The organism is Pseudomonas wadenswilerensis (assembly GCF_024749185.1).
Classification (GTDB): Bacteria; Pseudomonadota; Gammaproteobacteria; order Pseudomonadales; family Pseudomonadaceae; genus Aquipseudomonas; species Aquipseudomonas wadenswilerensis.
In genome coordinates this window covers 5,599,666-5,626,488 of record NZ_CP087191.1, presented here as the reverse complement: position 1 = coordinate 5,626,488, position 26,823 = coordinate 5,599,666, and the positions used below count along the sequence as shown (strand labels likewise).

24 protein-coding genes, 1 other RNA gene and 1 pseudogene are annotated in these 26,823 nt (G+C 62.5%); 13 read left to right on the top strand and 13 right to left on the bottom strand.

Features of this window, described 5'->3' with window-relative positions:
* Window positions 1-4: 4 nt before the first annotated feature.
* On the bottom strand, window positions 5-1,402 hold the full coding sequence (locus LOY45_RS25860; protein ID WP_115084764.1) for a COG3014 family protein: 1,398 nt from the start codon (window positions 1,400-1,402) through the stop codon (window positions 5-7).
* 345 nt (window positions 1,403-1,747) lie between these two features.
* Between LOY45_RS25860 and LOY45_RS25855 the strand changes: the two genes are divergently transcribed.
* The gene (locus LOY45_RS25855) at window positions 1,748-3,646 is read left to right on the top strand and encodes a cytochrome c/FTR1 family iron permease (protein WP_258578560.1); all 1,899 of its coding nucleotides are present in this window, start codon (window positions 1,748-1,750) and stop codon (window positions 3,644-3,646) included.
* A 60-nt stretch (window positions 3,647-3,706) separates the two neighbouring features.
* On the top strand, window positions 3,707-4,165 hold the full coding sequence (locus LOY45_RS25850; protein WP_115084767.1) for a YaiI/YqxD family protein: 459 nt from the start codon (window positions 3,707-3,709) through the stop codon (window positions 4,163-4,165).
* A 157-nt stretch (window positions 4,166-4,322) separates the two neighbouring features.
* On the opposite strand, the gene elbB is transcribed toward LOY45_RS25850, so the two are convergent.
* Complete coding sequence (gene elbB, locus LOY45_RS25845) at window positions 4,323-4,991, bottom strand: isoprenoid biosynthesis glyoxalase ElbB (protein ID WP_115084769.1); 669 nt, start codon at window positions 4,989-4,991, stop codon at window positions 4,323-4,325.
* Window positions 4,992-5,104: 113 nt separating this feature from the next.
* On the opposite strand from elbB, the pseudogene LOY45_RS25840 reads away from it, so the two are divergent.
* Window positions 5,105-5,731: pseudogene (locus LOY45_RS25840) on the top strand (sterol desaturase family protein); the annotation flags it as partial.
* Window positions 5,732-6,232: 501 nt separating this feature from the next.
* Here the strand turns inward: LOY45_RS25840 and LOY45_RS25835 are convergent.
* Window positions 6,233-6,877 (bottom strand): DedA family protein, encoded by a 645-nt coding sequence (locus LOY45_RS25835; protein ID WP_166675748.1) that lies wholly within the window; start codon window positions 6,875-6,877, stop codon window positions 6,233-6,235.
* Between the two features lie 207 nt (window positions 6,878-7,084).
* Between LOY45_RS25835 and hemB the strand changes: the two genes are divergently transcribed.
* Together hemB and ppk1 are read left to right on the top strand one after the other, a co-directional pair.
* The gene (gene hemB, locus LOY45_RS25830; protein ID WP_115084772.1) at window positions 7,085-8,095 is read left to right on the top strand and encodes a porphobilinogen synthase; all 1,011 of its coding nucleotides are present in this window, start codon (window positions 7,085-7,087) and stop codon (window positions 8,093-8,095) included.
* Between the two features lie 19 nt (window positions 8,096-8,114).
* Window positions 8,115-10,361: a polyphosphate kinase 1 gene (ppk1, locus tag LOY45_RS25825; RefSeq protein WP_134064911.1), complete on the top strand. Its 2,247-nt coding sequence runs from the start codon at window positions 8,115-8,117 to the stop codon at window positions 10,359-10,361.
* On the opposite strand, the gene ppx is transcribed toward ppk1, so the two are convergent.
* Window positions 10,348-11,850, bottom strand: coding sequence for an exopolyphosphatase (gene ppx, locus LOY45_RS25820; protein WP_115084999.1), 1,503 nt, complete (start codon window positions 11,848-11,850; stop codon window positions 10,348-10,350). The genes ppk1 and ppx overlap by 14 nt on opposite strands.
* Before the next feature lie 241 nt (window positions 11,851-12,091).
* On the opposite strand from ppx, the gene trxA reads away from it, so the two are divergent.
* The 5 genes from trxA to LOY45_RS25795 all read left to right on the top strand — a co-directional run bounded on the left by trxA (window position 12,092) and on the right by LOY45_RS25795 (window position 17,393).
* A complete protein-coding gene (gene trxA, locus LOY45_RS25815) occupies window positions 12,092-12,421 on the top strand; it encodes a thioredoxin TrxA (RefSeq protein ID WP_045201042.1) in 330 nt (109 codons plus the stop codon).
* 229 nt (window positions 12,422-12,650) lie between these two features.
* Window positions 12,651-13,910 (top strand): transcription termination factor Rho, encoded by a 1,260-nt coding sequence (gene rho, locus LOY45_RS25810; protein WP_028942380.1) that lies wholly within the window; start codon window positions 12,651-12,653, stop codon window positions 13,908-13,910.
* Window positions 13,911-14,039: 129 nt separating this feature from the next.
* Window positions 14,040-15,506, top strand: a complete 1,467-nt coding sequence (ubiD, locus tag LOY45_RS25805) for a 4-hydroxy-3-polyprenylbenzoate decarboxylase (protein WP_115084774.1) — start codon at window positions 14,040-14,042, stop codon at window positions 15,504-15,506.
* On the top strand, window positions 15,507-16,475 hold the full coding sequence (locus tag LOY45_RS25800) for a CDP-6-deoxy-delta-3,4-glucoseen reductase (protein WP_115084775.1): 969 nt from the start codon (window positions 15,507-15,509) through the stop codon (window positions 16,473-16,475).
* 276 nt (window positions 16,476-16,751) lie between these two features.
* Window positions 16,752-17,393 (top strand): gamma-glutamylcyclotransferase, encoded by a 642-nt coding sequence (locus tag LOY45_RS25795; RefSeq protein ID WP_115084776.1) that lies wholly within the window; start codon window positions 16,752-16,754, stop codon window positions 17,391-17,393.
* 77 nt (window positions 17,394-17,470) lie between these two features.
* Here LOY45_RS25795 and LOY45_RS25790 read toward each other — a convergent pair whose 3' ends face one another.
* Window positions 17,471-18,448, bottom strand: coding sequence for an NADPH:quinone oxidoreductase family protein (locus LOY45_RS25790; RefSeq protein ID WP_258578559.1), 978 nt, complete (start codon window positions 18,446-18,448; stop codon window positions 17,471-17,473).
* A gap of 156 nt (window positions 18,449-18,604) precedes the next feature.
* On the opposite strand from LOY45_RS25790, the gene LOY45_RS25785 reads away from it, so the two are divergent.
* Window positions 18,605-19,009, top strand: coding sequence for a flagellar basal body-associated protein FliL (locus tag LOY45_RS25785; RefSeq protein ID WP_115084778.1), 405 nt, complete (start codon window positions 18,605-18,607; stop codon window positions 19,007-19,009).
* Here the strand turns inward: LOY45_RS25785 and LOY45_RS25780 are convergent, their stop codons facing one another.
* The 4 genes from LOY45_RS25780 to LOY45_RS25765 all read right to left on the bottom strand — a co-directional run bounded on the left by LOY45_RS25780 (window position 19,010) and on the right by LOY45_RS25765 (window position 24,358).
* Window positions 19,010-20,128, bottom strand: a complete 1,119-nt coding sequence (locus LOY45_RS25780) for an ABC transporter permease (protein ID WP_115084779.1) — start codon at window positions 20,126-20,128, stop codon at window positions 19,010-19,012.
* The gene (gene rbbA, locus LOY45_RS25775; RefSeq protein WP_115084780.1) at window positions 20,128-22,851 is read right to left on the bottom strand and encodes a ribosome-associated ATPase/putative transporter RbbA; all 2,724 of its coding nucleotides are present in this window, start codon (window positions 22,849-22,851) and stop codon (window positions 20,128-20,130) included. Before rbbA ends, LOY45_RS25780 begins: the two co-directional genes overlap by 1 nt.
* Window positions 22,848-23,813 (bottom strand): HlyD family secretion protein, encoded by a 966-nt coding sequence (locus LOY45_RS25770; protein ID WP_415842464.1) that lies wholly within the window; start codon window positions 23,811-23,813, stop codon window positions 22,848-22,850. Before LOY45_RS25770 ends, rbbA begins: the two co-directional genes overlap by 4 nt.
* A gap of 95 nt (window positions 23,814-23,908) precedes the next feature.
* A complete protein-coding gene (locus tag LOY45_RS25765) occupies window positions 23,909-24,358 on the bottom strand; it encodes an EVE domain-containing protein (RefSeq protein WP_134064905.1) in 450 nt (149 codons plus the stop codon).
* 178 nt (window positions 24,359-24,536) lie between these two features.
* On the opposite strand from LOY45_RS25765, the gene LOY45_RS25760 reads away from it, so the two are divergent.
* Window positions 24,537-24,677 carry a hypothetical protein gene (locus LOY45_RS25760; RefSeq protein WP_165392175.1) on the top strand — a complete coding sequence of 47 codons (141 nt, stop codon included), beginning with the start codon at window positions 24,537-24,539 and terminating at the stop codon, window positions 24,675-24,677.
* A gap of 19 nt (window positions 24,678-24,696) precedes the next feature.
* Here LOY45_RS25760 and LOY45_RS25755 read toward each other — a convergent pair whose 3' ends face one another.
* The 4 genes from LOY45_RS25755 to LOY45_RS25740 form a co-directional block, all read right to left on the bottom strand.
* Entirely contained in the window at window positions 24,697-25,305 is a 609-nt protein-coding gene (locus LOY45_RS25755; protein WP_115084782.1) for a 5-formyltetrahydrofolate cyclo-ligase, read from the bottom strand.
* An 81-nt stretch (window positions 25,306-25,386) separates the two neighbouring features.
* Window positions 25,387-25,564, bottom strand: a non-coding RNA gene (ssrS, locus tag LOY45_RS25750) — 6S RNA.
* Between the two features lie 18 nt (window positions 25,565-25,582).
* Window positions 25,583-25,900 (bottom strand): cell division protein ZapA, encoded by a 318-nt coding sequence (locus LOY45_RS25745; protein WP_115084783.1) that lies wholly within the window; start codon window positions 25,898-25,900, stop codon window positions 25,583-25,585.
* Window positions 25,897-26,106 (bottom strand): TIGR02449 family protein, encoded by a 210-nt coding sequence (locus LOY45_RS25740; protein WP_010221172.1) that lies wholly within the window; start codon window positions 26,104-26,106, stop codon window positions 25,897-25,899. The genes LOY45_RS25745 and LOY45_RS25740 overlap by 4 nt, the downstream gene beginning before the upstream one ends.
* Before the next feature lie 152 nt (window positions 26,107-26,258).
* Here LOY45_RS25740 and LOY45_RS25735 point away from each other — a divergent pair, with 152 nt between their 5' ends.
* Complete coding sequence (locus LOY45_RS25735) at window positions 26,259-26,816, top strand: YecA/YgfB family protein (RefSeq protein ID WP_258578558.1); 558 nt, start codon at window positions 26,259-26,261, stop codon at window positions 26,814-26,816.
* Window positions 26,817-26,823: the final 7 nt, after the last annotated feature.

The window sequence follows — 26,823 nt, the reverse complement described above, 5'->3', positions numbered from 1 at the left end:
TTCCTTAAGGTTGTTTGAGGCTGGCGACGGCCTGACCCGCGGCTTTCGTTTCCACATGCAGGGCTGGACCACCGGCAAAGACCTGGTTGCCGACCACGCGCAGGGTGACGACCTGAAACGGGCGGTCGATCTTCACGCTGACCTGGCTGCCACCCAGGCTCGACGGCAGGCTGAGCTGGTGCTCGCCCTGGCGCAGGCGCACGCGGGCAACCTGGGTTTCGTCAGGCAGGGTGCGCCAGGTGCGGGTGTCGGCACCTTCGGTGATGGTCGAGGCAATACCGACGGCGAGGCCGGCCAACGGGTTGACGTCGTTCAGCTGCTTCTGTGCCACGCCACGGGAGATGGCCCGTACGCTGGTACGCAGGATGATCCCCGGCATGTCGTCACGCAGGGCGCGGCGCGACATGGCGGTGGTGCTGTTGAGGGCGGTCAGCTTCAGCTCGCGGTCATTCAGGTAGATCTCGCTGAAGTGCGCAGTGGAAGTGTCTTCCTTGATCACCGGGAACGACAGCGGGGTGATTACCAGGTTGCCGCTGATTGGCAACGGCAGTGGGACACGCACCGAGTCGCGGGCCGGGGCCAGGCCGCTCTGGATCACGATCAGCACGTCGCTGTCGGTGGTTTTCGCTGCGGGCTTGTCCAGTTCGAGCAGGGCCTGCTCCAGCAGCGGGGTGTTCGGGCGCAGCTCGGCAGCCTTGCGGTAGCCCGGTGCAGCCAGGCCTTTTTCGCCCAGGGCTTCGTACACATAGCCGGACAGGTAGTGGCTGAACGCACTCTGGTAGCTGTTCTTCAAGCCGACCACTTCCGGAGCGTCGAGGCTGGCTACCGGGTAACCCTGGAGCTCCTTGTACTCGGTCTTGACGCCTTCTTTCTCGGCCTCTTCTTCGCGCTTGAGGTACTCCTTGTCGCGCAGCTCGGCGATGACCGCTTCACGCTCGTGGGTCTTCTTGATTTCGGTACGGGCGCCGTCGAAGTCGTTCTGGGCCAGCAGGTTGAGGGCCATCTGCGTGGTCAGCATGACTTTTTCGTAGTCGTAGCCTTCGTAACGGCGGACCTTGTCGTTGACCAGGTAGCTGCCGAACTGGCTCAGGTACTTGTCGGTGTCCAGCTTGACCGACTCTTCCCACTTGAACACCACGTCGTCGGCACTGCGCCAGGCCAGCTGGCTGCCGGCCAGGTCGCCCTTGGAGCGCAGCAGTTCGCCTTTCTCGAAGTAGTAGAGAAGGTCTTTGTCCTCACCCTTGTTGTTCTTTTCCAGCAGTTGCAGGGCAGCGTCGACGTTGCCGCTACTCAGGTGCTGGTTGGTTTCCTGAAGTTCGCTGTCGTAACTGCGAAAGGCCGAGCAACCAGCCAGTTGGATGGCCGCGACCAGGGTCGCGACGGTGAGGACACGGGATGCCATCTGAATTCTTCTTCCCTGAATTGATGAGAGGCCTGGGGGGCGAGACGGCTGTCATCTCTCTGGCGATATCGCCAAATCCTCTTAAAAGAAGAGCCTAAATTCTTATCCGCTATATAGCGGCGCGGCATTATAAACGCATTTGCTGGCTAATTAATGGCGTTTTGCTTTTTGAAACTGCCGTTGTGCCAGCATTCACATATCGGCCGACGAACGGTTGTTCTTTAGCCGGAAGGGATTCAGGGCTATTTGTCACAAAATTTTTCAAGGATCAGCCTGACAAGCCTTGAGCGAAGGGCAGTGGAAGTGAACAATGCTTTACCTCGTATTTCCATTTGAGAGTCGCTCATGATTCCCCGTTCCCGCTTACTCGCCTGGCTGCTCTGGCCGGTGCTGGCGTTGAGCAGTGCCACACTGCTGGCCGACAGCACCGATGGCGCTGCCAAGGCCCTGCACCTGCTCGATTACATCGGTGCCGATTACCCGGCCACCGTTGAGGCAGGCAAGGTCATTGACGAAGGGGAATACCGCGAGCAGCTCGAGTTCATCGATGTGCTTCAGGGGCTGATCGTCGCCTTGCCTGCGCGTGCGGAGCGCCAGGCCCTGGAGCAAGGTGTGGTCAATTTGCGTCAGGCGGTCAGCCAGCGTCAGGACGGCCTGGGCGTCGCCCGTCAGGCCCGTCTGCTCGGCGCGCAACTGGCGGTGGCCTATGAAGTCAGCCAGGCGCCGATCATTACCCCGGACCCGAGCCGCGGCGCGCCGCTGTATGCCCAGCATTGCTCGGTGTGCCATGGCGATACCGGCGCTGGCGACGGCCCGGCCGGCCTCGACCTGACCCCGCCGCCGGCGAACCTGCGCAGCGCCGAGCGGCTCGACCGTTTGAGCCTGTTCGACCTGTACAATACGCTCGGCCTGGGTATCGAAGGCACCGACATGCCGTCGTTTGCCGACCAGCTCGATGAGCGTCAGCGCTGGGACCTGGCGACCTATGTCGCCAGCTTCACTGCCGACCCGGCCAAGGCCAAGGGTGACAAAGCCTACAACCTCGCCGACCTGGCCCGTCAGACGCCGGCCGAAGTCGAAGCCAGTGAAGGGCCGCAAGCGCTTGCCCGGTTCCGCGCCCAGCGTGCCCAGCCGCCACAGGTTCAGCGTGGCCCGGCGCAACTGCTGGAGTACACCGCCAGTACCCTGGACAAGAGCCTGGCGGCATATAAGTCCGGCGACCACGAACAAGCCTATGACCTGTCGGTAGCGGCCTACCTGGAAGGTTTCGAGCTGGTTGAAAGCTCGCTGGACAACGTTGATGCCAACGTGCGCAAGGACACCGAAAAGTCACTGATGGCGTACCGGCAGTCACTGCAGGACGGCTTGCCGCTGGAGCAGGTGCAACAGCGCCTGGATGCGGCCAAGGCCAAGCTCAAGGATGCCGCCGGCCTGCTTGGCGGTGATGGTCTGAGCTGGTCGCTGAGTTACATTTCAGGCCTGCTGATCCTGCTGCGCGAAGGCCTGGAAGCAATCCTGGTGCTGGCGGCGATCCTCGCCTTCCTGCGCAATACCGGCCAGCAATCGGCGGTGCGCAGCGTCAACGTGGGCTGGGGCCTGGCCCTGCTTGCCGGGCTCGGTACCTGGGCGTTGGCGGCGTATGTGATTGACGTCAGCGGCGCCCAGCGCGAATTGCTTGAAGGCTGCACGGCACTGTTTGCCAGCGTCATGGTGCTTTGGCTGGGCGTGTGGATGCACGATCGCCGCCACGCGGCGGCCTGGCAGGACTACATCAAGAGCAGCCTGGTCAGTGGCGGCGGGCGCTTCGGTTTTGCCGTGCTGGCGTTCTTTTCGGTGTACCGCGAGTTGTTCGAAGTCATCCTGTTCTACGAAACCCTCTGGCTGCAGGCCGGCCCCGCCGGGCACAACGCGGTGCTGGCCGGTGGCGCCACGGCGCTGGTGCTGCTGGTCGGCCTGGCCTGGGTGATCCTGCGCGGTTCGGCCAAGCTGCCGCTGGCGCTATTCTTCAGTATCAACGCGGCATTGCTGTGCGCCTTGTCGGTGGTGTTTGCCGGGCACGGGGTCAAGGCCCTGCAGGAAGCCGGGGTGTTCGGTACACGGCCGGTGGCGTTCTTCGATTTCGACTGGCTGGGGATTCATGCCGATGCCTACTCGTTGGCGGCGCAGGTAGTTGCGCTGCTGGCCATTGCCATCCTCTACGGGCGCAGCCGCCTGGCCGAGAAGCGCCGCCAACTGGCGGGCTGATTTGAAGCGAAACGGGTGAGCAGGGATACTGTTCCCCCGTTTTTGTTGGAAATCTGTGCCATGCGTGTGTGGATCGATGCCGACGCCTGCCCCAAGGCGGCCAAGGATCAACTGGTCAAGTTCGCTCTCAAGCGACAGCTGGAAGTGGTGCTGGTGGCCGGGCAGAGTCAGATCAAGCCGGCCTTTGCCTGCGTCAAACTGATCGTCGTGCCCAGTGGTCCGGATGCCGCCGATGATTACCTGGTCGAGCACGCCGTGCCTGGCGAACTGGTGATCTGCAGTGATGTGCCGCTGGCCGATCGCCTGGTCAAGAAGGGTGTTGCCTGCCTCGACCCGCGCGGCAAGGAATTCGACGAGCGCAACATGGGCGAGCGCCTGGCGGTGCGCAACCTGTTCACCGACTTGCGCGAGCAAGGGCAGGTCGGTGGTGGTCAGGCGCCTTATGGCGACCGCGAGAAGCAGGCGTTTGCCAACGCCCTGGACCGGATCCTGACCCGCCTGGCGCGCCAGGTGCCATAGCCGCTGGCTTGGGCTGGCGATCACCCTGTGGGAGCTGGCTTTGCCAGCGATCGAGCGCGCAGCGGTCGAAAGTCAGGCAGCAATGAGGTGTTGACTGTACAGGCCTCATCGCCGGCAAGGCCGGCTCCCACAGTGGATCTGTGCCTCACTCCAGTGTTCAGTCATTCTCGTGGGTCAGTTCCAGCACCCGGTCGACCAGCTTGTAAATGCCACCTGCCGCTTCGCTGATGCTTTTGGCCAGCATGTAGGCCGGGGTGCTGACCAGCTTGCGCTGGGTGTCCTCGACGATGTCATGGACATCGCATTCCTCATGGGTGCCGCCCATCTTGACGATGGCCGCGCTGGTGCCGGCATCGTTACCGATGGTGCAGACCACGCCGGGGCCGTAGATCTTCGCCGCCAGGGCCGGTGAGATGCAGATCAGGCCGACCGGCTTGCCGGCTTCGGCGAAAGCTTCAGCCAGGGCCAGGACGTCCGGGTGCACGCTGCATCCGGCGCCTTCCACGGCAAAATTCGAGAGGTTTTTCGCCGCGCCAAAGCCGCCCGGCACGATCAGTGCGTCGAAGTCCTTGGCGTCGGCTTCACGCAGGTCCTTGACCTCGCCGCGGGCGATCCGCGCCGATTCCACCAGCACATTGCGAGTCTCGGGCATTTCTTCGCCGGTCAGGTGATCGATCACATGCATCTGCGCAATGTTTGGCGCAAAGCACTGCACTTGCGCCCCGCGCTGATCCAGGCGCAGCAGGGTGATCACGCTTTCGTGAATTTCGGCGCCGTCATAAACGCCACAGCCGGAAAGAATCACAGCAACTTTTTTCTGGGTCATGCTCACTACTCCCGATTCGAGGCGCTAAATGTCCTCTAGTTTGGCAGATGTGGCCATAGGGGTTGTGCCATTCCCGGCCTAATCTTGCTGGATAGCCTGGAGATGGATAACCCATGGACCTGATCCTGTTGGCGGTACCGTTTTTCTTCGTTCTGATCGTGGTCGAACTGCTCGCCGACCAGTGGCGGGGCATGCGTACCTATCGCCTGGCGGATGCTATCAACAGCCTCAGCGCCGGGGTGCTGTCGACCACCACCGGCCTGTTGACCAAGGGCGTGGGCCTGGTTACCTACGCCCTGGCCTGGGAACATCTGGCACTGTTCAAACTGCCGGGCGAGGCGCTGTGGGTGTGGGTGCTGGCGTTTGTCTTGTATGACTTCTGCTATTACTGGCTGCACCGTATGGGCCACGAGCGCAACATCCTCTGGGCCGCTCATTCGGTGCATCACCAGAGCGAGGACTACAACCTGTCCACGGCCTTGCGCCAGACCAGCAGCGGCTTCTTGCTGTCTTGGATCTTCTACCTGCCGATGGCCGTGCTGGGCGTGCCGCCGCTGGTGTTCATCACCGTCGCGGCGCTCAACCTGCTGTACCAGTTCTGGGTGCACACCCGGCACATTCCGAAACTGGGCTGGTTCGAATGGCTGTTCATTACCCCGTCCAATCATCGTGTCCACCATGCGCAGAATCCTCTGTACTTGGATCGCAACTACGGCGGAGTGTTCATTGTCTGGGATCGTCTGTTTGGCACCTTCCAGGAAGAGGATGACAACGAGCCGGTGATATTCGGCGTGACCACGCCGCTGGCCAGCTGGAACCCGCTGTGGGCCAACCTGCAGTTCTATGCCCAGCTATGGAGCGATGCGCGGCGGGCCGAGCGCTGGTGGGACAAGCTGCGGATCTGGTTCATGCCCACTGGCTGGCGCCCGGATGACGTGGCCCGGCGTTATCCACAGGCCAAGCAGGACTTGAGCCGCTTCGAGAAGTTCGAGGTGCCCCTGGCCTGGCCGCAGCAGCTTTATGTTGTTGTGCAGTTCGCGGCTTATGTGGCGTTGGGCAGTTACTTGATGGAGCACGCCGAGCAGCTGTCGGTCGGCGCATTGCTGCTGGGCTGGGGCTTGATGGCGTTTGGTTTGTTCGTGCTGGGCACGGCGCTGGAGAACCGGCCCTGGGCCTTGAGGCTGGAGCTGCTGCGTCTGGGGTTGAATGCCCCGGCCATGCTGCTGGCCGGGACTACCGGCTTATGGCCGGTCACCGCCCTGGCTTGGGTCTTGCTGCTTGGCTACAGCTTGCTCAGCCTGTTCGGCCTCTACGGCAGCCGCTTCCTTGCGCGCAACGCGGGCAGCCTTGAATCGCCGGCGCAGCCACAGGCAGCCGCCGAGCACCAGCAGGCCGCCGAGCACCCATAGCTCGTATTTCTTCACGTTGCCCAGCAGGCCTTCGAGAATGGCGCCGAAGTGATAGGCAGCGGCGCCCAGGGCCAGGGCCCAGATGGCTGCGCCAATGCCGTTGAGCAGCAGGTAGCGGCGCGGCGGGTAGCCGGACAGGCCGATGGCCACCGGCATCACCGTGCGCAGGCCATAGACGAAGCGGAAACTCAGAACCCAGATGTCCGGATGACGGCGAATGTGCTCCAGCGCACGGTCGCCCATCATCTGCCAGCGCGGTTTGCGCGCCAGCAGTTTGCGCCCATGGCGGCGCCCCATGAAGTACCACAGCTGGTCGCCCGCGTAGCTGCCGAAGAAGGCCACTACGACCACCAGGTTGATATCCATGTATCCGCGGAACGCAAGGAAGCCTGCGAGAACCAGGATGGTCTCACCTTCGAAAAACGTGCCGAGAAAAAGGGCAAAGTAGCCGAAATCCTGCAGGAATTGTTGGAGCATTTTCTGGGTGCTGGCGAAATGAACGCGCAGCCTAACCCTTCGTGGCCTTTGGGGAAAGTGTCCAAATGTGTCTCGACGTGAACATTTCCTACAAGGACAATGACTGCGTCCTCAAGTCGCAGGGTTGCCCTTGGCTGTCATACAGGCGTCATAATGGCCGCTTATAACTGTCGCGCTCGCCCGCCTGCGCGGGCTCAGGAGTCTGCCGTGAGCTTTACCCCCGCTAACCGTTTGTTTCCTGCCACCCGTCTGCGTCGCAACCGTCGTGACGACTTTACCCGTCGTCTGGTTCGCGAAAATGTTCTGACTGTCGATGACCTGATCCTCCCGGTGTTTGTCCTCGATGGCGAAAACCGCCGCGAAGAAGTCGCCTCGATGCCGGGCGTCGAGCGTTTGTCCATCGACCTGTTGCTGGAAGCTGCGCAAGAGTGGGTAAAACTGGGCATTCCGGCCCTCGCGCTGTTCCCGGTAACCCCGGTGGAAAAGAAATCCCTCGACGGCGCCGAAGCCTGGAATCCCGACGGTATTGCCCAGCGTGCCACTCGTGCCCTGCGTGAGCGTTTCCCGGAACTGGGGGTGATCACCGACGTTGCCCTGGACCCATTCACCACCCACGGCCAGGACGGCATTCTCGATGAAGAAGGCTACGTCCAGAACGACATCACCGTCGATGCCCTGGTACGCCAGGCGCTGTCCCATGCCGAAGCCGGTGCCCAGGTGGTCGCACCATCGGACATGATGGACGGCCGCATCCAGGCCATCCGTGAAGCCCTGGAGCTGGCCGGTCACGTCAACGTACGGATCATGGCCTACTCGGCCAAGTACGCCAGCGCCTATTACGGCCCGTTCCGCGATGCGGTCGGCTCGGCGCTGAACCTGGGCAAGGCCAACAAGGCCTCCTACCAGATGGACCCGGCCAACAGTAACGAGGCCCTGCACGAAGTGGCCGCCGACCTGTCGGAAGGTGCCGATATGGTCATGGTCAAACCGGGCATGCCGTACCTGGATATTCTTCACCGGGTCAAAGACGAATTCAAAGTGCCGACCTTCGTGTACCAGGTCAGCGGCGAGTACGCCATGCACATGGCGGCGATTCAGAACGGCTGGCTCAGTGAAGGGGTTATCCTTGAATCCCTCACCGCTTTCAAACGGGCGGGCGCCGATGGCATCCTCACCTATTTCGCTGTTCGCGCTGCTCAATTGATGAGAGGGCAGTAACGCCCTTCAGGAACGCTAGATGAATAACGAAGTACTTACCGACGTCGCTGTGAAAGACGCCCAGCCTGTGCCCGAGCAGATGGTCGAGACCCCGCCGGAACCGCCTGCGGTTGCCGAGCCTGCGCTCGAAGCCCCTGCGGTAGAGGCGCCAGCTCCGGCACCGGTGGCCGCGCCGGCCATCGTCATTCCCGGCCTGGACGACAGCAGCCTGTACATTCATCGCGAATTGTCCCAGCTGCAGTTCAACATCCGCGTGCTGGAACAGGCGCTGGATGAGTCCTATCCATTGCTGGAGCGGCTGAAGTTCTTGCTGATCTTCTCCAGCAACCTGGATGAGTTCTTCGAAATTCGTGTGGCGGGCCTGAAGAAACAGATCACCTTCGCCCGTGAACAGGCCGGCGCCGACGGCTTGCAGCCGCACCAGGCGCTGGCGCGGATCAGCGAGCTGGTGCACAGCGAAGTCGATCGCCAGTACGCGATCCTCAACGACGTGCTGCTGCCGGAGCTGGAAAAACACCAGATCCGCTTCATCCGCCGCCGGCACTGGAACACCAAGCTCAAGACCTGGGTGCGGCGCTTCTTCCGTGACGAGATCGCACCGATCATCACTCCGATCGGCCTCGACCCGACCCACCCGTTCCCGTTGCTGGTGAACAAGAGCCTGAACTTCATCGTCGAGCTTGAAGGCGTCGATGCCTTCGGCCGTGATTCGGGCCTGGCGATCATCCCGGCGCCGCGTTTGCTGCCGCGGGTGATCAAGGTGCCGGAGGAAGTCGGGGGGGCTGGCGACAACTATGTGTTCCTGTCCTCGATGATCCACGCTCACGCCGATGACCTGTTCCAGGGCATGAAGGTCAAGGGCTGCTACCAGTTCCGCCTGACCCGTAACGCCGACCTGGCGCTGGACTCCGAGGATGTCGAAGACCTGGCCCGGGCCCTGCGCGGCGAGCTGTTCTCGCGCCGTTATGGTGATGCCGTGCGCCTGGAAGTGGCCGACACCTGCCCCAAACACCTCTCCGACTACCTGCTCAAGCAGTTCAGCCTGAGCGAGAGCGAGCTGTATCAGGTCAATGGCCCGGTCAACCTGACCCGGCTGTTCAGCATCACCAGCCTGGACAGCCACCCGGAGCTGCAATACACGCCGTTCACCCCGGCGATCCCCAAGCTGTTGCAGAACAGCGAGAACATTTTCAGCGTGGTCAGCAAGCAGGACATCCTGCTGATGCACCCCTTCGAGTCGTTCACTCCGGTGGTCGACCTGCTGCGCCAGGCGGCCAAGGACCCGCACGTCCTCGCCGTGCGCCAGACCCTGTACCGCAGCGGTGCCAACTCGGAGATCGTCGACGCGCTGGTCGACGCCGCGCGTAACGGCAAGGAAGTCACTGCGGTGATCGAATTGCGTGCGCGTTTCGACGAAGAGTCCAACCTGCAGATGGCCAGCCGCCTGCAGGCTGCTGGTGCGGTGGTGATCTACGGCGTGGTCGGCTTCAAGACCCACGCCAAGATGATGCTGATCCTGCGCCGCGAAGCCGGCGAGATCGTCCGCTACGCGCACCTGGGTACCGGTAACTACCACGCCGGCAACGCCCGCCTGTACACCGACTACAGCTTGCTGACCTCCGATGACGCCCTCTGCGAAGACGTCGGCAAGCTGTTCAGCCAGCTGATCGGCATGGGCAAGACCTTGCGCATGAAGAAGCTGCTGCACGCGCCGTTCACCCTGAAAAAGGGCATGCTCGACATGATCGCGCGCGAAACCCAGTTCGCCCTCGACGGCAAGCCGGCGCACATCATCGCCAAGTTCAACTCGCTGACCGATCCGAAGATCATTCGCGCGCTGTACAAGGCCAGCCAGTCAGGGGTGCGTATCGATCTGGTGGTGCGTGGCATGTGCTGCCTGCGCCCGGGCATTGCCGGGGTATCGCACAACATTCAGGTGCGCTCGATCATCGGCCGCTTCCTCGAACACACGCGGGTGTTCTACTTCCTCAATGGCGGCGAAGAGCAGATGTTCCTCTCCAGCGCCGACTGGATGGAGCGCAACCTCGACAAGCGCGTCGAGACCTGCTTCCCGGTCGAGGGCAAGAAGCTGATCCTGCGGGTGAAAAAGGAACTGGAAGGGTACCTGACCGACAACACTCACGCCTGGATCCTGCAGCCGGATGGCCGCTACGTACGCAGCACGCCAACCGGCAACCAGAACCCGCGCAGTGCCCAGGCCACTCTGCTCGAGCGCCTGAGCAACCCGGTGCTTATCGTACGCTGAGTACGAAGCCGACCCGGGCCAGCCACTCGGCCTCCAGGCCGAAGTCGGCCTGGGTCAGCTGGTTTTCATCCAGCCAGCCCACAGGGAACTCGACGTCCAGGCTGTCGCCTTTGGCGTGCAGGGTCACCGTGGGCATCTGCTGGGTGCCGCGGATGTGGTGGAACAGGATCGCAAAGCGCAGTAGCACGCACAGGCGGATCAGCTTGGCGGCGTCGTCGCCGAACTCGGCGAACTTGTCCTTGGGAATGTTGCGCCGGTGGCCGCGTACCAGCAGCGCGAGCATCAGTTGGTCTTCCCGGGAGAAGCCGGAAAGGTCGGAGTGCTCGATCAGGTAGGCGCCGTGCTTGTGGTAATGGTAGTGGGCGATGTCCAGGCCCACTTCATGCACCTTGGCCGCCCAGCCCAGCAGTTCACGCCAGATACCGTCTTCCAGGTCCCAGTCCTTGGCCACCTGGTCGAAGGCATGCAGGGCCTTGCGCTCGACCCGTGCCGCCTGTCCCTGATCAACGTGATAACGCTCCATCAGCGAGGTCAGGGTGCGCTCACGTACGTCTTCGTGGTGATGGCGGCCAAGCAGGTCGTAGAGCACGCCTTCGCGCAGAGCGCCGTCGCAGTGATCCATGCGTTGCAGCTCAAGGGCGTCGAAAATCGCTTCCAGGATCGCCAGGCCCGCCGGGAATATCGCCCGGCGGTCGGGTTTGACCCCGTCGAAGTCAATCTTGTCGGTTTCCCCCAGCTTGAACAGCTTGCGTTTGAGCCAGGCCAGGCCTTCGGCATTGACCTCGCCGCTGCCCATGCCACCGGATTTCAGCGCCAGGCCAATGGCGCGGATGGTCCCCGAAGAGCCGATGGCTTCATCCCAGGTCAGGCGGTGCAGGGCGTTTTCAATGCTCATCAGCTCCAGGCGTGCGGCGGTGTAGGCCTGGGCGTAGCGCGCCGGGGTGATCTTGCCGTCGCGGAAATAACGCTGGGTGTAGCTGACGCAGCCCATCTGCAGGCTTTCGCGCAGCAGCGGCTCGAACCGCTGGCCGATGATGAATTCGGTGCTGCCGCCGCCGATGTCGGCGACCAGGCGCTTGCCCGGGGTGTCGGCCAGGGTATGGGACACGCCAAGGTAAATCAGGCGGGCTTCTTCACGACCGGAGATGACTTCCACCGGGTGGCCAAGGATGGCTTCGGCGCGGCGGATGAATTCGCCACGGTTGCGCGCCTCGCGCAGGGCGTTGGTGCCAACGATGCGTACGGCGCCATCGGGCAGGCCGTTGATCAGTTGGGCAAAACGCTTGAGGCAGTCCAGGCCGCGTTGCATGGACTCTTCGCTGAGCTGGCGCTCTTCGTTGATGCCGGCGGCCAGCTGAACTTTTTCGCCGAGCCGCTCCAGGATGCGGATCTCGCTATGGTGGGCCTTGGCGACCACCATGTGGAAACTGTTGGAGCCCAGGTCTATGGCAGCGATCAAGGACAGATTCTTGGCTGTGGTTTGCGGCATGGTCATGGGTTCTCGGTCGATAACCCGGCAATCCTGCCACGATCCGGCGCTGGCGCCAACGCGCAGCGTATCAAGGCTTGATATGGGGCAGGTTGTGCGGGAAATATGACTTTCCCGTGACAGCAGCGATATGCGCGGTCATGCACAACTATAGTTACACTCAATCGTTCCCGGCTTCCTGTAGGCGGCGGGTGCAGCTATGATGGGCCACGTTTTTTTGCTTACGACCTTGGAGACTTCCATGAGCAGCGATCTTATCAAACACGTCACCGACGCCACCTTCGAAGCCGAAGTTCTGAAGGCTGAAGGCCCGGTGCTGGTCGACTACTGGGCTGAATGGTGCGGCCCTTGCAAAATGATCGCGCCGGTTCTGGACGACATCGCCGCTACCTACCAGGGCAAACTGACCGTCGCCAAGCTGAACATCGACGACAACCAGGAAACCCCGGCCAAGCACGGCGTGCGTGGCATCCCGACGCTGATGCTGTTCAAGAACGGCAACGTCGAGGCCACCAAGGTCGGTGCACTGTCGAAATCTCAGCTGGCAGCCTTCCTGGACGCCAATATCTGAGTGAAAAAAGCCCCGCATTCGTCGGGGCTTTTCTTTATCTGGTGACTAGACGCCAGAAAAAGCAGGTGTTACATTCGGCCTCGCACTGTTTCTTCGGTGCCCTCTGCACGCCGTCGCCGACGCATCCCTAATTCGAATCAGTACGCGATCCTGTCGCCTTCTTTGCGGCGCGGCTTCATTAAGCCAGAAGCTTAATTCCCCCTTCTTACATGATTACGTCACTCCCCTTATGAACCTGACTGAACTCAAGCAAAAGCCGATTACCGATCTGCTCGAAATGGCCGAACAGATGGGCATAGAAAATATGGCCCGTTCGCGCAAGCAAGATGTGATTTTCTCCCTGTTGAAAAAGCATGCGAAAAGCGGCGAGGAAATCTCCGGTGACGGCGTGCTGGAGATTCTCCAGGACGGCTTCGGCTTCCTGCGCTCGGCCGATGCCTCGTACCTGGCCGGCCCGGACGACATCTACGTGTCGCCAAGCCAGATCCGCCGTTTCAACTTGCGTACCGGCGACACCATCGTCGGCAAGATCCGCCCGCCAAAAGAAGGCGAGCGTTACTTCGCCCTGCTGAAAGTCGACACCATCAACTTCGACCGGCCGGAAAACGCGAAGAACAAGATCCTGTTCGAGAACCTGACGCCGCTGTTCCCCAACGAGCGCCTGAAGATGGAAGCCGGCAACGGTTCCACCGAAGACCTCACCGGCCGGGTTATCGACCTCTGCGCCCCGATCGGCAAAGGCCAGCGCGGCCTGATCGTCGCTCCGCCAAAAGCGGGCAAGACCATCATGCTGCAGAACATCGCGGCCAACATCACCCGTAACAATCCCGAGTGCCACCTGATCGTCCTGCTGATCGACGAGCGCCCGGAAGAAGTGACCGAAATGCAGCGCACCGTGCGCGGCGAAGTGGTTGCCTCGACTTTCGACGAGCCGCCAACCCGCCACGTGCAGGTTGCCGAAATGGTCATCGAGAAGGCCAAGCGCCTGGTTGAACACAAGAAAGACGTGGTCATCCTGCTCGACTCCATCACCCGTCTGGCCCGTGCCTACAACACCGTGATCCCGAGCTCCGGCAAGGTCCTCACCGGTGGTGTCGATGCCCACGCCCTGGAGAAGCCGAAGCGTTTCTTCGGTGCCGCGCGTAACATCGAAGAAGGCGGTTCGCTGACCATCATCGCCACCGCGCTGGTCGAAACCGGCTCGAAGATGGACGAAGTGATCTACGAGGAGTTCAAGGGTACCGGCAACATGGAGCTGCCCCTGGACCGCAAGATCGCCGAGAAGCGTGTCTTCCCGGCCATCAACATCAACCGTTCGGGTACCCGTCGCGAAGAGCTGCTGACCGCCGACGACGAGCTGCAGCGCATGTGGATCCTGCGCAAGCTGCTGCACCCGATGGATGAAGTTGCTGCTATCGAGTTCCTGATCGACAAACTCAAGCAGACCAAGACCAACGACGAGTTCTTCTTGTCGATGAAGCGCAAGTAAACTGCTGCGCTGGGCAAGAGCCGGGGCGACCCGGCTTTTTGCTATCTGTACTTTGGCTATTCTGAGCAGCCGAGTTCGGCGCTACACTCTGCAGCCCGACCGCTACGGCAGCCAATACGAGGCTTTTGCATGCAGTATCGCGATTTGCGCGACTTTATCCGTGGCCTGGAACAGCGCGGCGAACTCAAGCGCATCCAGGTGCCGATCTCTCCAGTCCTGGAAATGACCGAAGTCTGCGACCGCACCCTGCGCGCCAAAGGCCCGGCCCTGCTGTTCGAAAAACCTACCGGCTTCGACATTCCGGTGCTCGGCAACCTGTTCGGTACCCCGGAGCGGGTAGCCATGGGCATGGGTGCCGAGTCGGTCAGCGAGCTGCGCGAAATCGGCAAACTGCTGGCCTTCCTCAAGGAGCCCGAGCCGCCGAAAGGCCTCAAGGACGCCTGGTCGAAGCTGCCGATCTTCAAAAAGGTCGTGGCAATGGCGCCGAAGGTGGTCAAGGATGCGCCGTGCCACGAAGTAGTCATCGAAGGCGACGATGTCGATCTGGGCCTGCTGCCTGTGCAGCATTGCTGGCCGGGCGACGTTGCGCCGCTGATCACCTGGGGCCTGACCGTTACCCGCGGGCCGAACAAGGACCGCCAGAACCTGGGTATCTATCGCCAGCAGGTAATCGGCCGCAACAAGGTCATCATGCGCTGGCTGAGCCATCGCGGCGGCGCCCTGGACTATCGCGAATGGTGCGAAAAGCACCCCGGCCAACCCTTCCCGGTGGCCGTGGCCCTGGGCGCCGACCCGGCGACCATTCTCGGTGCTGTGACGCCGGTGCCTGATACCCTGTCCGAATATGCCTTCGCCGGCCTGCTGCGCGGCAACCGCACCGAGCTGGTCAAATGCCGTGGCAGCGACCTGCAGGTGCCGGCGACAGCCGAAATCATTCTCGAAGGCGTGATCCATCCGGGCGAAATGGCCCCGGAAGGGCCGTACGGCGACCACACCGGTTACTACAACGAAGTCGACAGCTTCCCGGTGTTCACTGTCGAGCGCATCACCCACCGCACCAAGCCGATCTACCACAGCACCTACACTGGCCGTCCGCCAGATGAGCCGGCGATCCTCGGCGTGGCGCTGAACGAAGTGTTCGTGCCGATCCTGCAGAAGCAGTTCCCGGAGATCACCGACTTCTACCTGCCGCCTGAGGGCTGCTCGTACCGCATGGCGGTGGTGACCATGAAAAAGCAGTACCCGGGCCACGCCAAGCGCGTAATGCTGGGTGTCTGGTCGTTTTTGCGACAGTTCATGTACACCAAGTTCGTTATCGTCACCGACGACGATATCAATGCGCGGGACTGGAACGACGTGATCTGGGCAATTACCACGCGGATGGACCCCAAGCGCGATACGGTGATGATCGACAACACCCCGATCGATTACCTGGACTTTGCTTCGCCGGTGTCCGGGCTGGGATCAAAAATGGGCCTGGATGCCACCCACAAGTGGCCGGGTGAAACCACCCGCGAGTGGGGCCGGGTCATCGTCAAGGATGAAGCCGTCACTCGGCGGATCGATGAGCTTTGGCATCAGTTGGGAATAGACTAAATGCAGGTAACCTTGCAGCCGTCCGGGGCCGTGTTGGCGCTCAAGCCCGGAGAAAGGATTCTGGATGCGGCGCGGCGCCTGGGCTACGACTGCCCGCAGAGCTGTCGCAACGGTAACTGCCATGTCTGCGCCGCGCTGCTGGTCGAAGGCCGGGTGCGCCAGGATGGCGTCGAGCGTGATCACGGCGAGCTGTTCACTTGCATCGCCGAGCCTCTGGAGGACTGTGTCTTGTTGTGGGATGGCGTGCTGGCCCTGGGCGAATTGCCGGTACGGACCCTGGCCTGCCAGCTCAGCGAATGCGTGGAAGTCGGCGGCGACGTCTGGCGCGTGCGCCTGCGTGCGCCAGCCGGCAAGCCACCGCGCTACCATGCTGGGCAGTACCTGATGATCGAGCGTGACAGCGGCGACAAGGCCGCCTTCTCGCTGGCCTCGGCACCGCACAGTGGCCGCGACCTTGAGCTGCATGTGCTGGCCCGCGAGAACAGCGCACTTGAGCTGATCGCCCAGTTGCAACGCAATGGCATGGCACGGCTCGAGATGCCGTTTGGCGACACGCACCTGGCGGAGTTGCCCGACGGCCCGCTGGTGCTGATCGCCGCCGGTACCGGCATGGCGCAGATGCACAGCCTGATCGAGCATTGCCGGGCCAGCGGTTTCAAGCACCCGGTGCACCTGTACTGGGGCGTGCGCCTGCCGGACGACTTCTACCAGATCGAGCACTGGGCCGAATGGGAACACCTGCCCAACCTGTTCCTGCACAAGGTGGTCAGCGATCTGTGTGGTTGGGAAGGGCGCTGCGGCTTGCTGCACCAGGCGGTGTGTGAAGACATCAGCGACCTGGCCGGTGTGCATGTCTATGCCAGCGGCTCGCCGAACATGATCTATGCCACTCTCGATGCCCTGGTCGAAGCCGGCATGGATGCGCATCAAATGCGCGCCGATGTATTCGCTTATGCCCCACGCAATTGAATGACGGAATAAGGCACGCTGCAACAGCGTGCCGGCTTAAATAACGCTTGGCGTTGCCCGTGGTGATAAGCCAATAATTATTGGCAACAACGAAAATAACTTTCGCTACACTTGAAACAGTGCACCTGTTATCGCACCTGCACGGCCGTTGTTGCCGTCTCCGGAGGCCTGGGGGCTTGTATTGCAGCGCTTATCTGCCGTACGGTAACTCGGTGCGCAGTGCTTTGGCTTATAGTGCAGTGCTTTGGTAATTCACGGGGAAGTGTGGCGGCAGCTATGTCGGCGATCGAAACTGCATCTTTGAATGTGGCATATCCTCCTTTGCTTGATTTCGGGGAACAATTAACCCGCGAGCAACTTGTACATTCAGTTCAACACACCATGTCCCGGCATCAGGGCGGCCCGGTGTGGTTGTTTGCCTACGGCTCGTTGATCTGGCGCCCGGAGTGCAATGCCGCCGAAAGGCGCCGGGCGCGGGTGCATGGTTATCATCGTGGTCTGTACCTGTGGTCCCACGAGCACCGCGGCACGCCGGAATGCCCGGGTCTGGTCTTCGGCCTGGATCGCGGTGGTTCGTGCAGCGGTTTCGCCTACCGCTTGCCGGACGACTGCCTGGAAGAATCGCTGCTGGCCTTGTGGCAACGGGAGATGCCTTACCCGGCCTATCGTCCGCACTGGCTCAATTGCCGTCTTGAGGATGGCAGCAAGGTCCAGGCCCTGGGCTTCGTACTCGAACGCCACTTGCCGTGCTACGCCGGCAACTTGCCGGACACCTTGCTCAGTCAGATCTTTGCCAGTGCCAAGGGTCGTTATGGCACTACCCGCGACTATGTCGAGCAGACCCTCGATGCCCTGCGCAGCCACGCCATGCCGGATCGCAATCTGGAGGCGCGCTTTCGGCGTTGTCATTCCAGGTAGGAGCGGGCTTGCCCCGCGATGAGGTCGGTAATGTGGGAGGCATCGCGGGGCAAGCCCGCTCCCACAGCTTCAGCTGTTTAGGCCATGGTCACTACCAGCTTGCCTACCGCCTTGCGCTGGCCAAGCATCTCGATGGCTGCACCGGCTTCAGCCAGCGGGAAGGTTTGCGACACCAGCGGCTTGAGCTTGCCCTCGGCAAACCAGGCAAACAGCTGCTGAAAGTTCGCCGCGTTGTCAGCCGGCTGGCGTTGGGCAAAGGCGCCCCAGAACACCCCGAGCACCGCCGCACCCTTGAGCAGCGCCAGGTTCACCGGCAGCTCGGGGATGCGTCCGCTGGCAAACCCGACCACCAGCAGCCGGCCATTCCAGGCGATACCGCGCACCGCCTGGTCAAACAGGTCGCCACCCACCGGGTCGTAGATCACATCGGCGCCATTGCCGCCGGTCAGGCGTTTGATCTCGTCCTTGAGGCTGGCTTCGCTGTAGTTGATCAGCTCGTCGGCACCGGCAGCCTTGGCCACGGCCAGCTTTTCGGTACTGCTGGCTGCGGCAATCACCCGCGCGCCCATGGCTTTGCCAATTTCCACCGCCGCCAGGCCGACACCGCCGGAAGCACCGAGCACCAGCAGGGTTTCCCCGGCCTTGAGCTGGCCGCGCTGGCTGAGCGCATGCATCGAGGTGCCGTAGGTCATGCCGAAGGCCGCAGCGGTGGTGAAGTCCATCTGCGCTGGAATCGGCAATACGTTATAGGCCGGCACCGCCACCTGTTCGGCAAAACTGCCCCACCCGGTCAGGGCCATGACCCGGTCGCCGACCTTCAGGTTGCCAGCCTTTTCGCCCACGGCGCTGACCACGCCAGCGGCTTCGCCACCCGGCGAGAATGGCAGTGGTGGTTGGAACTGGTACTTGCCTTCGATGATCAGGGTGTCGGGAAAGTTGACCCCGGCGGCCTGCACGTCCAGCAGGATCTCGTTCTTCTTCGGCACCGGGCTGGCGACGTCTTCCAGGACCAGGTTTTGCGCCGGGCCAAGGGCTTTGCACAACACTGCTTTCATCGGGACTATTCCTTTGCGCGTAGTGGCCGATAAGTGTAGGTGGGCGAGGTGCCGGGTCAACGAGCATGGCCCGCCCTGATAGGCCGGCATAAGCCCGGGCTTGGGTTTGACCGGTGCGCTGGGTATGCTGGCGCCAACTGTATGAGGAGCGAATTCGTGAAAGCGTGGATCTTGATGGTACTGGCGCTGATGCTGCCGATGGCGGCCATGGCCGAGGAAGCCAAGGAAGGGGAACCGAAGGTTTCCTATATTTCCCTCACCCCGCCTTTTGTGGGTAACTACGCCCTCGATGGCGGGTCGAAATTGCGCGTGTACAAGGCCGACGTGGCCCTGCGGGTCAACAGCGACGCCGCGGCGGCAGCAGTGCGTCATCACGAGCCGTTGATCCGTAACCAGCTGGTTGCCCTGTTCACCCAGCAGAACCTCGAGAGCATGAGTAACGTCGAGGCCAAGGAAAAGCTGCGTCAGGAAGCCCTGAAGCAGGTCCAGCAGGTGCTCGAAACCGAAGAAGGCAAGCCGACGGTCGACGACCTGCTGTTCAACAACCTGATCGTCCAGTAATCACGACGTCAGGCTGCGGCGAAAGCGCGCCAGGGCAATCGCGAAGAAGGCCAGGCCAATGGCGGCGAGCGCTGCGATGTCTGGCCAGACTACTTCCAGCCCGGCGTCACGGAACAGGATGGCTGCACTCAGGCTGACGAAGTGGGTCGAGGGCGAGCCCTGCATCACCCACTGCAGCCACTGCGGCATGCTGTCCAGTGGCGTGCTGCCGCCCGAGAGCAACAGCATCGGGATGATCACCGGGATGGCCAGCAGGCCGAACTGCGGGGTCGAGCGTGCCAGGGTGGCGAGGAAGATCCCCAGCGCGGTGCTGGCGAACAGGTACAGCGCCGTCACCGCCAGAAACAACCCCAGCGATCCCGCCAGTGGCACCCCCAGCGCCCCTTTGACGATCACTTCCAGCGACACCCAGGTGCACAGCACCACCACCAGGGCGTTGCTGCCGATCTTCGCCAGCATGATTTCCAGGGCGGTCAGCGGCAGCACCAGCAGGTGGTCGAGGGTGCCGTGTTCGCGCTCGCGCAGCAGTGCCGTGCCGGTGAGGATGATGGCCAGGATGGTGATGTTGTTGACGATCTGGATCACCGCCAGGAACCAGCCACCCTCAAGGTTGGGGTTGAACAGCGCCCGGGCGCTGAGCAGCGCCGGGCTGCCGGCAGTGGCCGAGCCCTGGTTGGCGTAGTCGAGCAGTTCGCGTTCGACGATCCGGCCGATGTAGCCGGCGCCCATGAATGCCTGGCTCATGGCCGTGGCGTCGACGTTGACCTGCAGCTCCGGCGAGCGTCCGGCCAGCAGGTCAGTCTGGAAGTTCACCGGCACGTTGATCACAAAGGTGTAGCGGCCGCTGTCCATGGCCTGGTCGAGCTGATCGTAGGCCAGTGGCACAGCGCGCTGGAACTCCGGTGGTTGCAGGGCTTCGGCGAGTTTGCGCGAGACCAGGCTATGGTCTTCGTCGATCACCGCGACGCTGGCGTTGTGCACGCCGATCACCGAGCCTGCGGCCGGCATGTAGATCGCCACGCTGAAGGCATACAGCAGGAACAACAGCAGCACGCTGTCATGACGCAGGCTGGTCAGCTCCTTGAGCCCCAGGCGCAGGGTGTGTGCCAGACGATGCATCAGACCTCCTGCTTCTTCAGCATGGCCAGACTCAGGCCGGTGAAACCGACAAAGAAGCCCAGCAGCGCCAGGCATTGCGGCCAGAGTTCACGCAAGTCCAATGCCTTGGTGAAGGTGCCGACAGCGATATCGAGAAAGTAACCGGCCGGGAACAACTGCCCCATCAAGGCCGCAGCGCCGTCGAGCGAGGAGCGCGGCACGATCAGCCCGGAGAACTGAATGGTCGGCAGGCTGGTGATGATCATGGTGCCGAGGATCGCGGCGATCTGGGTACGGGTGAAGGCCGAGATCAGCAGGCCCAGGCTGGTGGTCGCCAGCAGGTACAGCAAGCCACCGCAGGCCAGTGCCAGGGCGCTGCCCTTGAACGGCACGCCGAACAGCCAGCGGTTCATTGCCACCAGCAGCGCCAGGTTGATCATGCTCACCGCCAGGTACGGCGCCTGCTTGCCGAGCAGGAACTCCAGGCGGGTCAGTGGCGTGGCATAGAAGTTGGTGATCGAGCCCAGTTCTTTCTCGCGCACGATACCCAGCGCGGTGAGCATCGCCGGAATGAACGCCAGGATCAGCGCCATCACCCCAGGGCCGATGGCGTTCACGCTGACCACATCCTGGTTGTAGCGAAAGCGGGTTTCCAGGCGCACCGGGGTTTGCCCGGGCCGGGACTTGCTGCTCAGCGCCGCCAGTTGTTCAAGGTTGGCCTGGTGCACGGCCTCGACATAGTTGCGGCTGGTCTCGGCGCGAAACGGCATGCCGCCATCCAGCCAGGCCGCGACTACCGGCTGGCGCCCGGCGTACAGGTCGCGGCCAAAACCTGGCGGAATCTCCAGGGCCAGTTTGATTTCCGAGCGCTGCAGGCGTTTATGCAACTGTGCGGCATCGCGGATCGGTGTCTGCTCGGCGAAGTAGCGTGAGCCGCGGAAGGCTTCCAGGTAAGCGCGGCTTTGCGGGCTCTGGTCCTGGTCGTAGACGGCGAAGGCGAGGTTCTCCACATCCAGGGAGATGCCATAACCGAAGATCACCATCATGAACAGCGCGCCGAGCAGGGCGAAAGCCAGGCGCACCTTGTCGCGCAGCAGTTCCTTGCCTTCGCGGGTGGCGACGGCGAACAGGCGCTTGAGGCTGAAGCCGCGGCGCAGGTGCAACGGCGCTGCGTTGGCTGGAGTATCGAGCTGGGTGCTGACCGTCGGCGCTTCGCTGGCTCCCTGAGCCTGTTCCAGGCAGGTGACGAAGGCGTCTTCAAGGGTCTCGCCACCAAACTGCTGCTGCAGCGCCGCCGGGGTATCGCAGGCCAGGACCTTGCCGGCATGCATCAGGGAAATCCGGTCGCAGCGCAACGCTTCGTTCATGAAGTGGGTGGAGAGGAAGATCGTCACCCCCTGGTCTCGCGACAGCTCGATCAGCAGGCGCCAGAAATCATCGCGGGCGGCGGGATCGACGCCTGAGGTGGGTTCGTCGAGGATCAGTACTTCCGGGCGGTGCAGCACTGCCACCGCCAGTGACAGGCGCTGGCGCAAGCCCAGGGGCAGGGCGCCGGACTGCTGGTCGGCGATGGCGCCCAGGTCGAAACGCTCGATCAACTCGGCGATACGCGGGCCACTCTCGGCCTTGGGCAGGTCGAACAGCCGCGCATGCAGGTCAAGGTTCTGTCGCACGCTGAGTTCGCCATACAGCGAGAAGCTCTGGGACATGAAACCGACGCGCTTGCGCGTGGCCAGGTCCTTGGCGTTCACCGGGCGGCCGAGCAGGGTGGCGCTGCCTTCGCTGGCCGGCATCAGGCCGGTGAGCACTTTCATGGTGGTGGTCTTGCCGCAGCCGTTGGAGCCGAGAAAACCGAAGATCTCGCCACGGCCGATGGCGAAGCTGACCTTGTTCACGGCGGTGAAGTCGCCAAAGCGCAAGGTCAGTTCGTGGGCCTCGATGGCGATCTCGGCATTGCCGGTGTCACGCGCAGGGATCACCAATGGCTGCTGGCTGTGCTGGCTGTCGCCCTGGAAGTGGGTAAAGGCGTCATCGAGCTTGTGGCTGGCGGTGGCTGCGGCCAGTTCTTCGCTCAAGCCCGCGGCAATCAGCCGGCCACGATCAAGCATCAGGCAGTGTTCAAACTGTTCGGCTTCTTCCATGTAGGCCGTGGCCACCAGCAAGGTCAGTTGCGGTCGCTCCTGGCGTACCTGTTCGACCAGCTCCCAGAAGCGCCGGCGCGACAGCGGGTCGACGCCGGTGGTGGGTTCGTCGAGAATCAGCAGGTCCGGTTCGTGGATCAGCGCACAGCACAGCCCGAGCTTCTGCTTCATGCCGCCCGACAACTTGCCCGCCGGGCGCTCGGCAAAGCGCAGCAGGTCGGTGGCCAGCAGCAGGTTGTGCATGCGCTGTTCGCACTCCTTGGCGCCAAGGCCGAACAGGGTGGCGAAGAAGCGGATGTTCTCGCTGATCGAAAGCTCAGGGTAAAGGTTATTGCCCAAGCCTTGGGGCATGAAGGCGATGCGCGGGTACAGGTTGTTGCGATGGCGGCGCTGGCGGATCGAGCCGCCGAGCACCTGCAGCTCGCCGCTTTGCAGTTTCTTGACCCCGGCGATCAGCCCGAGCAGGCTCGACTTGCCGGCGCCGTCCGGGCCGATGAGGCCGCAGCGGGTGCCAGCCGGCAGGCTGAAGGCGATGTCCTGCAGGGCACTCAGCCCACCGTAGCGGTGGTTGATGCCCTCGGCGTTCAGCGCCAGCGCGCTCATTGCAGGTTGGCCGGCCAGTCCACATCAGCGGTGCGCACATAGCCTGCGCCCGGCATGCCGGGTTTGGCCTGGGGCACGGCGCTCGGTTCGGTCAGGCGCAGCTTGACCCGGAACACCAGTTTCTGGCGCTCGTCACGGGTTTCCACTTGCTTGGGGGTGAACTGTGCCTTGGCCGCGACGAAGGCAATCTTCGCCGGCAAGGCCCGGTCGGGCAGGGCGTCGAGGACGATGCGCGCCTGGTCGCCGACAGTCAGGCGGCCTGTGGTGGAGGCGGGCAGGTAGAGGTTCATGTACTGGTCGCTCGGGTCGATCAGCATCAATACGCGGCCGCCAGCACCGAGCACTTCGCCAGGTTCGGCCAGGCGCAGCTGGATCACGCCGTTGATCGGCGCGCGCAGGCTGCTGTCGTCGATTTCGCTGGTCAGTTGCGCGACCTGGGCTTCGGCAGCGCCGATGGCCGCCTTGATTGCCGCCAGTTGCGCGCGGGCGGCGACCACGGCCGAGTTGCTGGTGTCGTAACGGGCCTGCTGCTGGTCGAGCAACTGCTGGCTGGCATATTTGCGCTGGAAGATTTCGCGTACGCGCTTGAGCTCCTGGCTGGCCAGCAGTTGTTCGCTCTGGCGCAATTGCACCGTGGCCTGGGCCGCGGAGTAGTTCTCCCGGGCGCGCAGCACTTCGGCTTCGGCCTGGCTGCGCTGGGCTTCGAGGGTGCGGGTGTCGATGCGGGCGAGCAACTGGCCCTGTTTGACCGTATCGCCTTCATCGACCAGTACTTCGGCCAGGCGCCCGGGGATCTTGCTGGCGATCTGCACTTCAGTGGCTTCGAGCCGGCCGTTGCCCATGCTCAGGCCTTCGGGCAAGCGGTCATGCAGGGACTTCCAGTAGCCCAGGCCACCTGCGGCCAGGAGCAGGGCGATCAAGGCGCCGGCGAAGAGTTTGGGGGTGTGTTGGCTCATCGACATGGTTGGGCAATCCTTGCTGCATTAACGTCAAATTGTGACGCTGCACCGGTCCTGGTGCGTTGATGTTCGTCAAATGAGCGGCAATCCTACCCTGTTTAACGCAGTGCGAGTACCGCTGCCCATTGTTCGGCGGTGACCGGCATCACCGAAAGACGGCTGCCTTTGTGCACCAGCGGCAGTTCGGCCAGGGCGGTTTGCTGCTTGAGGTAGCCCAGTTGCAGGACCTTGCCGAAGGTTTCGACATGGGCGACATCCACGGCGCTCCACGGGTTCTTCTCGTCGTTGGCCTTGGCGTCGAAGTAATGGCTTTGCGGGTCCAGCGCAGTGGGGTCGGGGTAGGCTGCGGCGCTGATGCGGGCGATGCCGGCAATGCCCGGCTCCGGGCAGCTGGAGTGGTAGAAAAAGAACAGGTCACCGACCGCCATGGCGCGCAGGAAATTACGCGCCTGGTAGTTGCGCACGCCATCCCAGCGCGCTTCGCCAAGGCGCGCCAGGTCCTTGATCGAGAGTTCGTCGGGCTCGGATTTCATCAGCCAGTAGGCCATGGGTGGTGCTCCAGACAATGTTTGAAATAACCTGTTTCAGGAAACCGACGGTCGGTTGGCGTCAACGTTTGCGTGTCGCCTCAGGTTGTCGGAGAATGCGCGCATTTTAAGCTTGACGCTGCTGCAACAACAAAAACGTTGCTGACAACGTGATCAGTTTGCCTGAGGGGGGCAATCGATGAATCGCAAACCGGATTTGCTCTGGATTCTGGTGTTTCTGTTCGGTTTGGGTGTTGTCACTACCGGTTATGCGCAAAGCCTTTGGGAACGCAAACTCGACGCCCCCTACGAAATGCCGGTCAATCCGCAACAGCGTTGATTGCCCTTGCTGGCGCCTATCAATCGGGTGCCAGGTACCAGCCACGGTCCGAGACCGTCCCCTGCAGCGGCACATCCCAACTGGCTTGCGCCAGTCGCTCGACCTTCTGGCATTCATGCGCCAGGCCCAGCAGCAATGGCTTTTTCCAGGCCTTGCGGCGGGCCTGATAGGCCAGGCTGCGGTCATAGAAACCGCCGCCCATGCCCAGCCGACCACCCACTTCATCAAAACCCACCAGCGGTAGCAGGATCAGGTCCAGCGCCCAGATCGGCCGTTGCCGGGCCAGGCTGATGTGCGGCTCGGGAATGCGGAAACGGTTGGGCCGCAGCTTCTCGCCGGCTTCGATGCGCTGGAACACCATCTTGGTCTTCGGCCAGGCGTGCAGCACCGGCAGGTAGGTGCGCTTGCCGCGACGCTGGGCTTCACGCATCAGCAGGCGCGGGTCGATCTCGCAATCATTGGGCAGGTACAGGGCGATGTGTCTGGCCCGGCGAAACAGCGGGTGCTGCGCCAGCTGACGGTACAGGCCTCGGGCTGCCTGGCGCTGTTCGGCCGGCGTCAGGGCGCGGCGGGCATCGCGAAGCAGGCGGCGAAGTTGGGGGCGGGTAAGCGGCGCGGTGTCGGTCATGGCACGGGCGGTCCCAGAGAGGGCTGCCACCTGCGGGTGACAGCTCAATTGCCCGCGCAGAAGGGCGGGCAAAGGTAATTCAGGCTCCCCGACGAACCGCTGTCGGTGTAGCCCTTGAACCCGAAAGTTCAAGGTGGAGATTGCAGGAGGCGTTAAGGCTTTCCGTCAAGCGGACATGCACACCGGCCCCACGTGCAACCCCCGTGGTTGTGCGTATCGGCTCAGGGACATGACCGACTGGCAAGCACTCCAGGGAGTGGCGCCAGTATACCGATACTCAACCCTTATTTGAATCTTGATCGTCGGCCAATGCCTGATCGACGCGTTCAAGCAGGTCGCGCACCTGTTCACGGTTAACGCCAGTGCCCGTCGCTTCCGGGCGTTCCTGGTTGTGCAGCAGGTCGTGGGTGATGTTCAGTGCGGCCATCACGGCAATCCGGTCGGCACCGATGACTTTGCCGCTGCTGCGGATTTCGCGCATCTTGCCGTCCAGGTAGCGCGCGGCGCTGACCAGGTTGCTGCGTTCTTCCGGCGGACAGATGATCGAATACTCTTTGTCGAGAATCTGAACAGTGACGCTATTGCTTGAGCTCATGAGTCTTGCTCCAGGGCCTTGAGTCGCAAAATCATCGATTCGACCTTACGCCGGGCGATTTCATTTTTTTCGATGAGGTGGGCGCGCTCTTCGCGCCAGGATTTTTCCTGAGCTAATAAGAGTGCATTTTGCCGTTTTAGTTGCTCGACCCGCTCAATCAGCAGTTCGAATCGGCCCATCAGCGCTTGCAGATCGTTCTCTTGCATTGGTTGCCACTCGATTCGGTCTTGCGGGTGGTTGCCCGGTTTATGCCCTGGCCGGCCCGGAGTTGGCCGCGTCGATGGTCTTGGCGCGCCTGCCGGTGCTAGGATACAAGGTCTTCATTCTAGTCATTGCGCCGTCTGGCGCCTAGTTGCCCATGCCCAATACCAATTCGCCGTACACCGCCTTCGCTACCTTGCTCAGCAGCAATGGGCATCCTGTTTCCCCTGCCGAACTGCACGGGCTGTTGCTCGGGCGCAGCTGCGCCGGTGCTGGCTTCGATGCCGACGCGTGGCTGGCAGACGCCGCTGGCCTGCTGGAAAGCGAGCCGGTAGACAACGTTCGTAACGCTTTGATCGGCCTGCAAGAAATGGTCAAGGTCGAACTCACCAGTGACGATATCACCGTCGTACTGTTGCTGCCGGGTGATGATGAGCCGCTGACCGAGCGTGCTGCCGCCCTGGGTCAATGGTGCCAAGGCTTCATTGCCGGTTTCGGCCTGAACGCCGGTGGCAAGGAACTGAGCACCGAGGCCAAGGAAGTGCTGCAGGACCTGGTCGCGATCTCTCAGGTTCAGGACGCCCTGGAAGAATCCGAAGACGGCGAAAACGATTACATGGAAGTCATGGAATACCTGCGTGTCGCCCCGCTGCTGCTCTACACGGAGCTGGCAAAGCAGCCGGTCGAGCCTGCGGCCAAACCTTCGCTGCACTGATCAACCA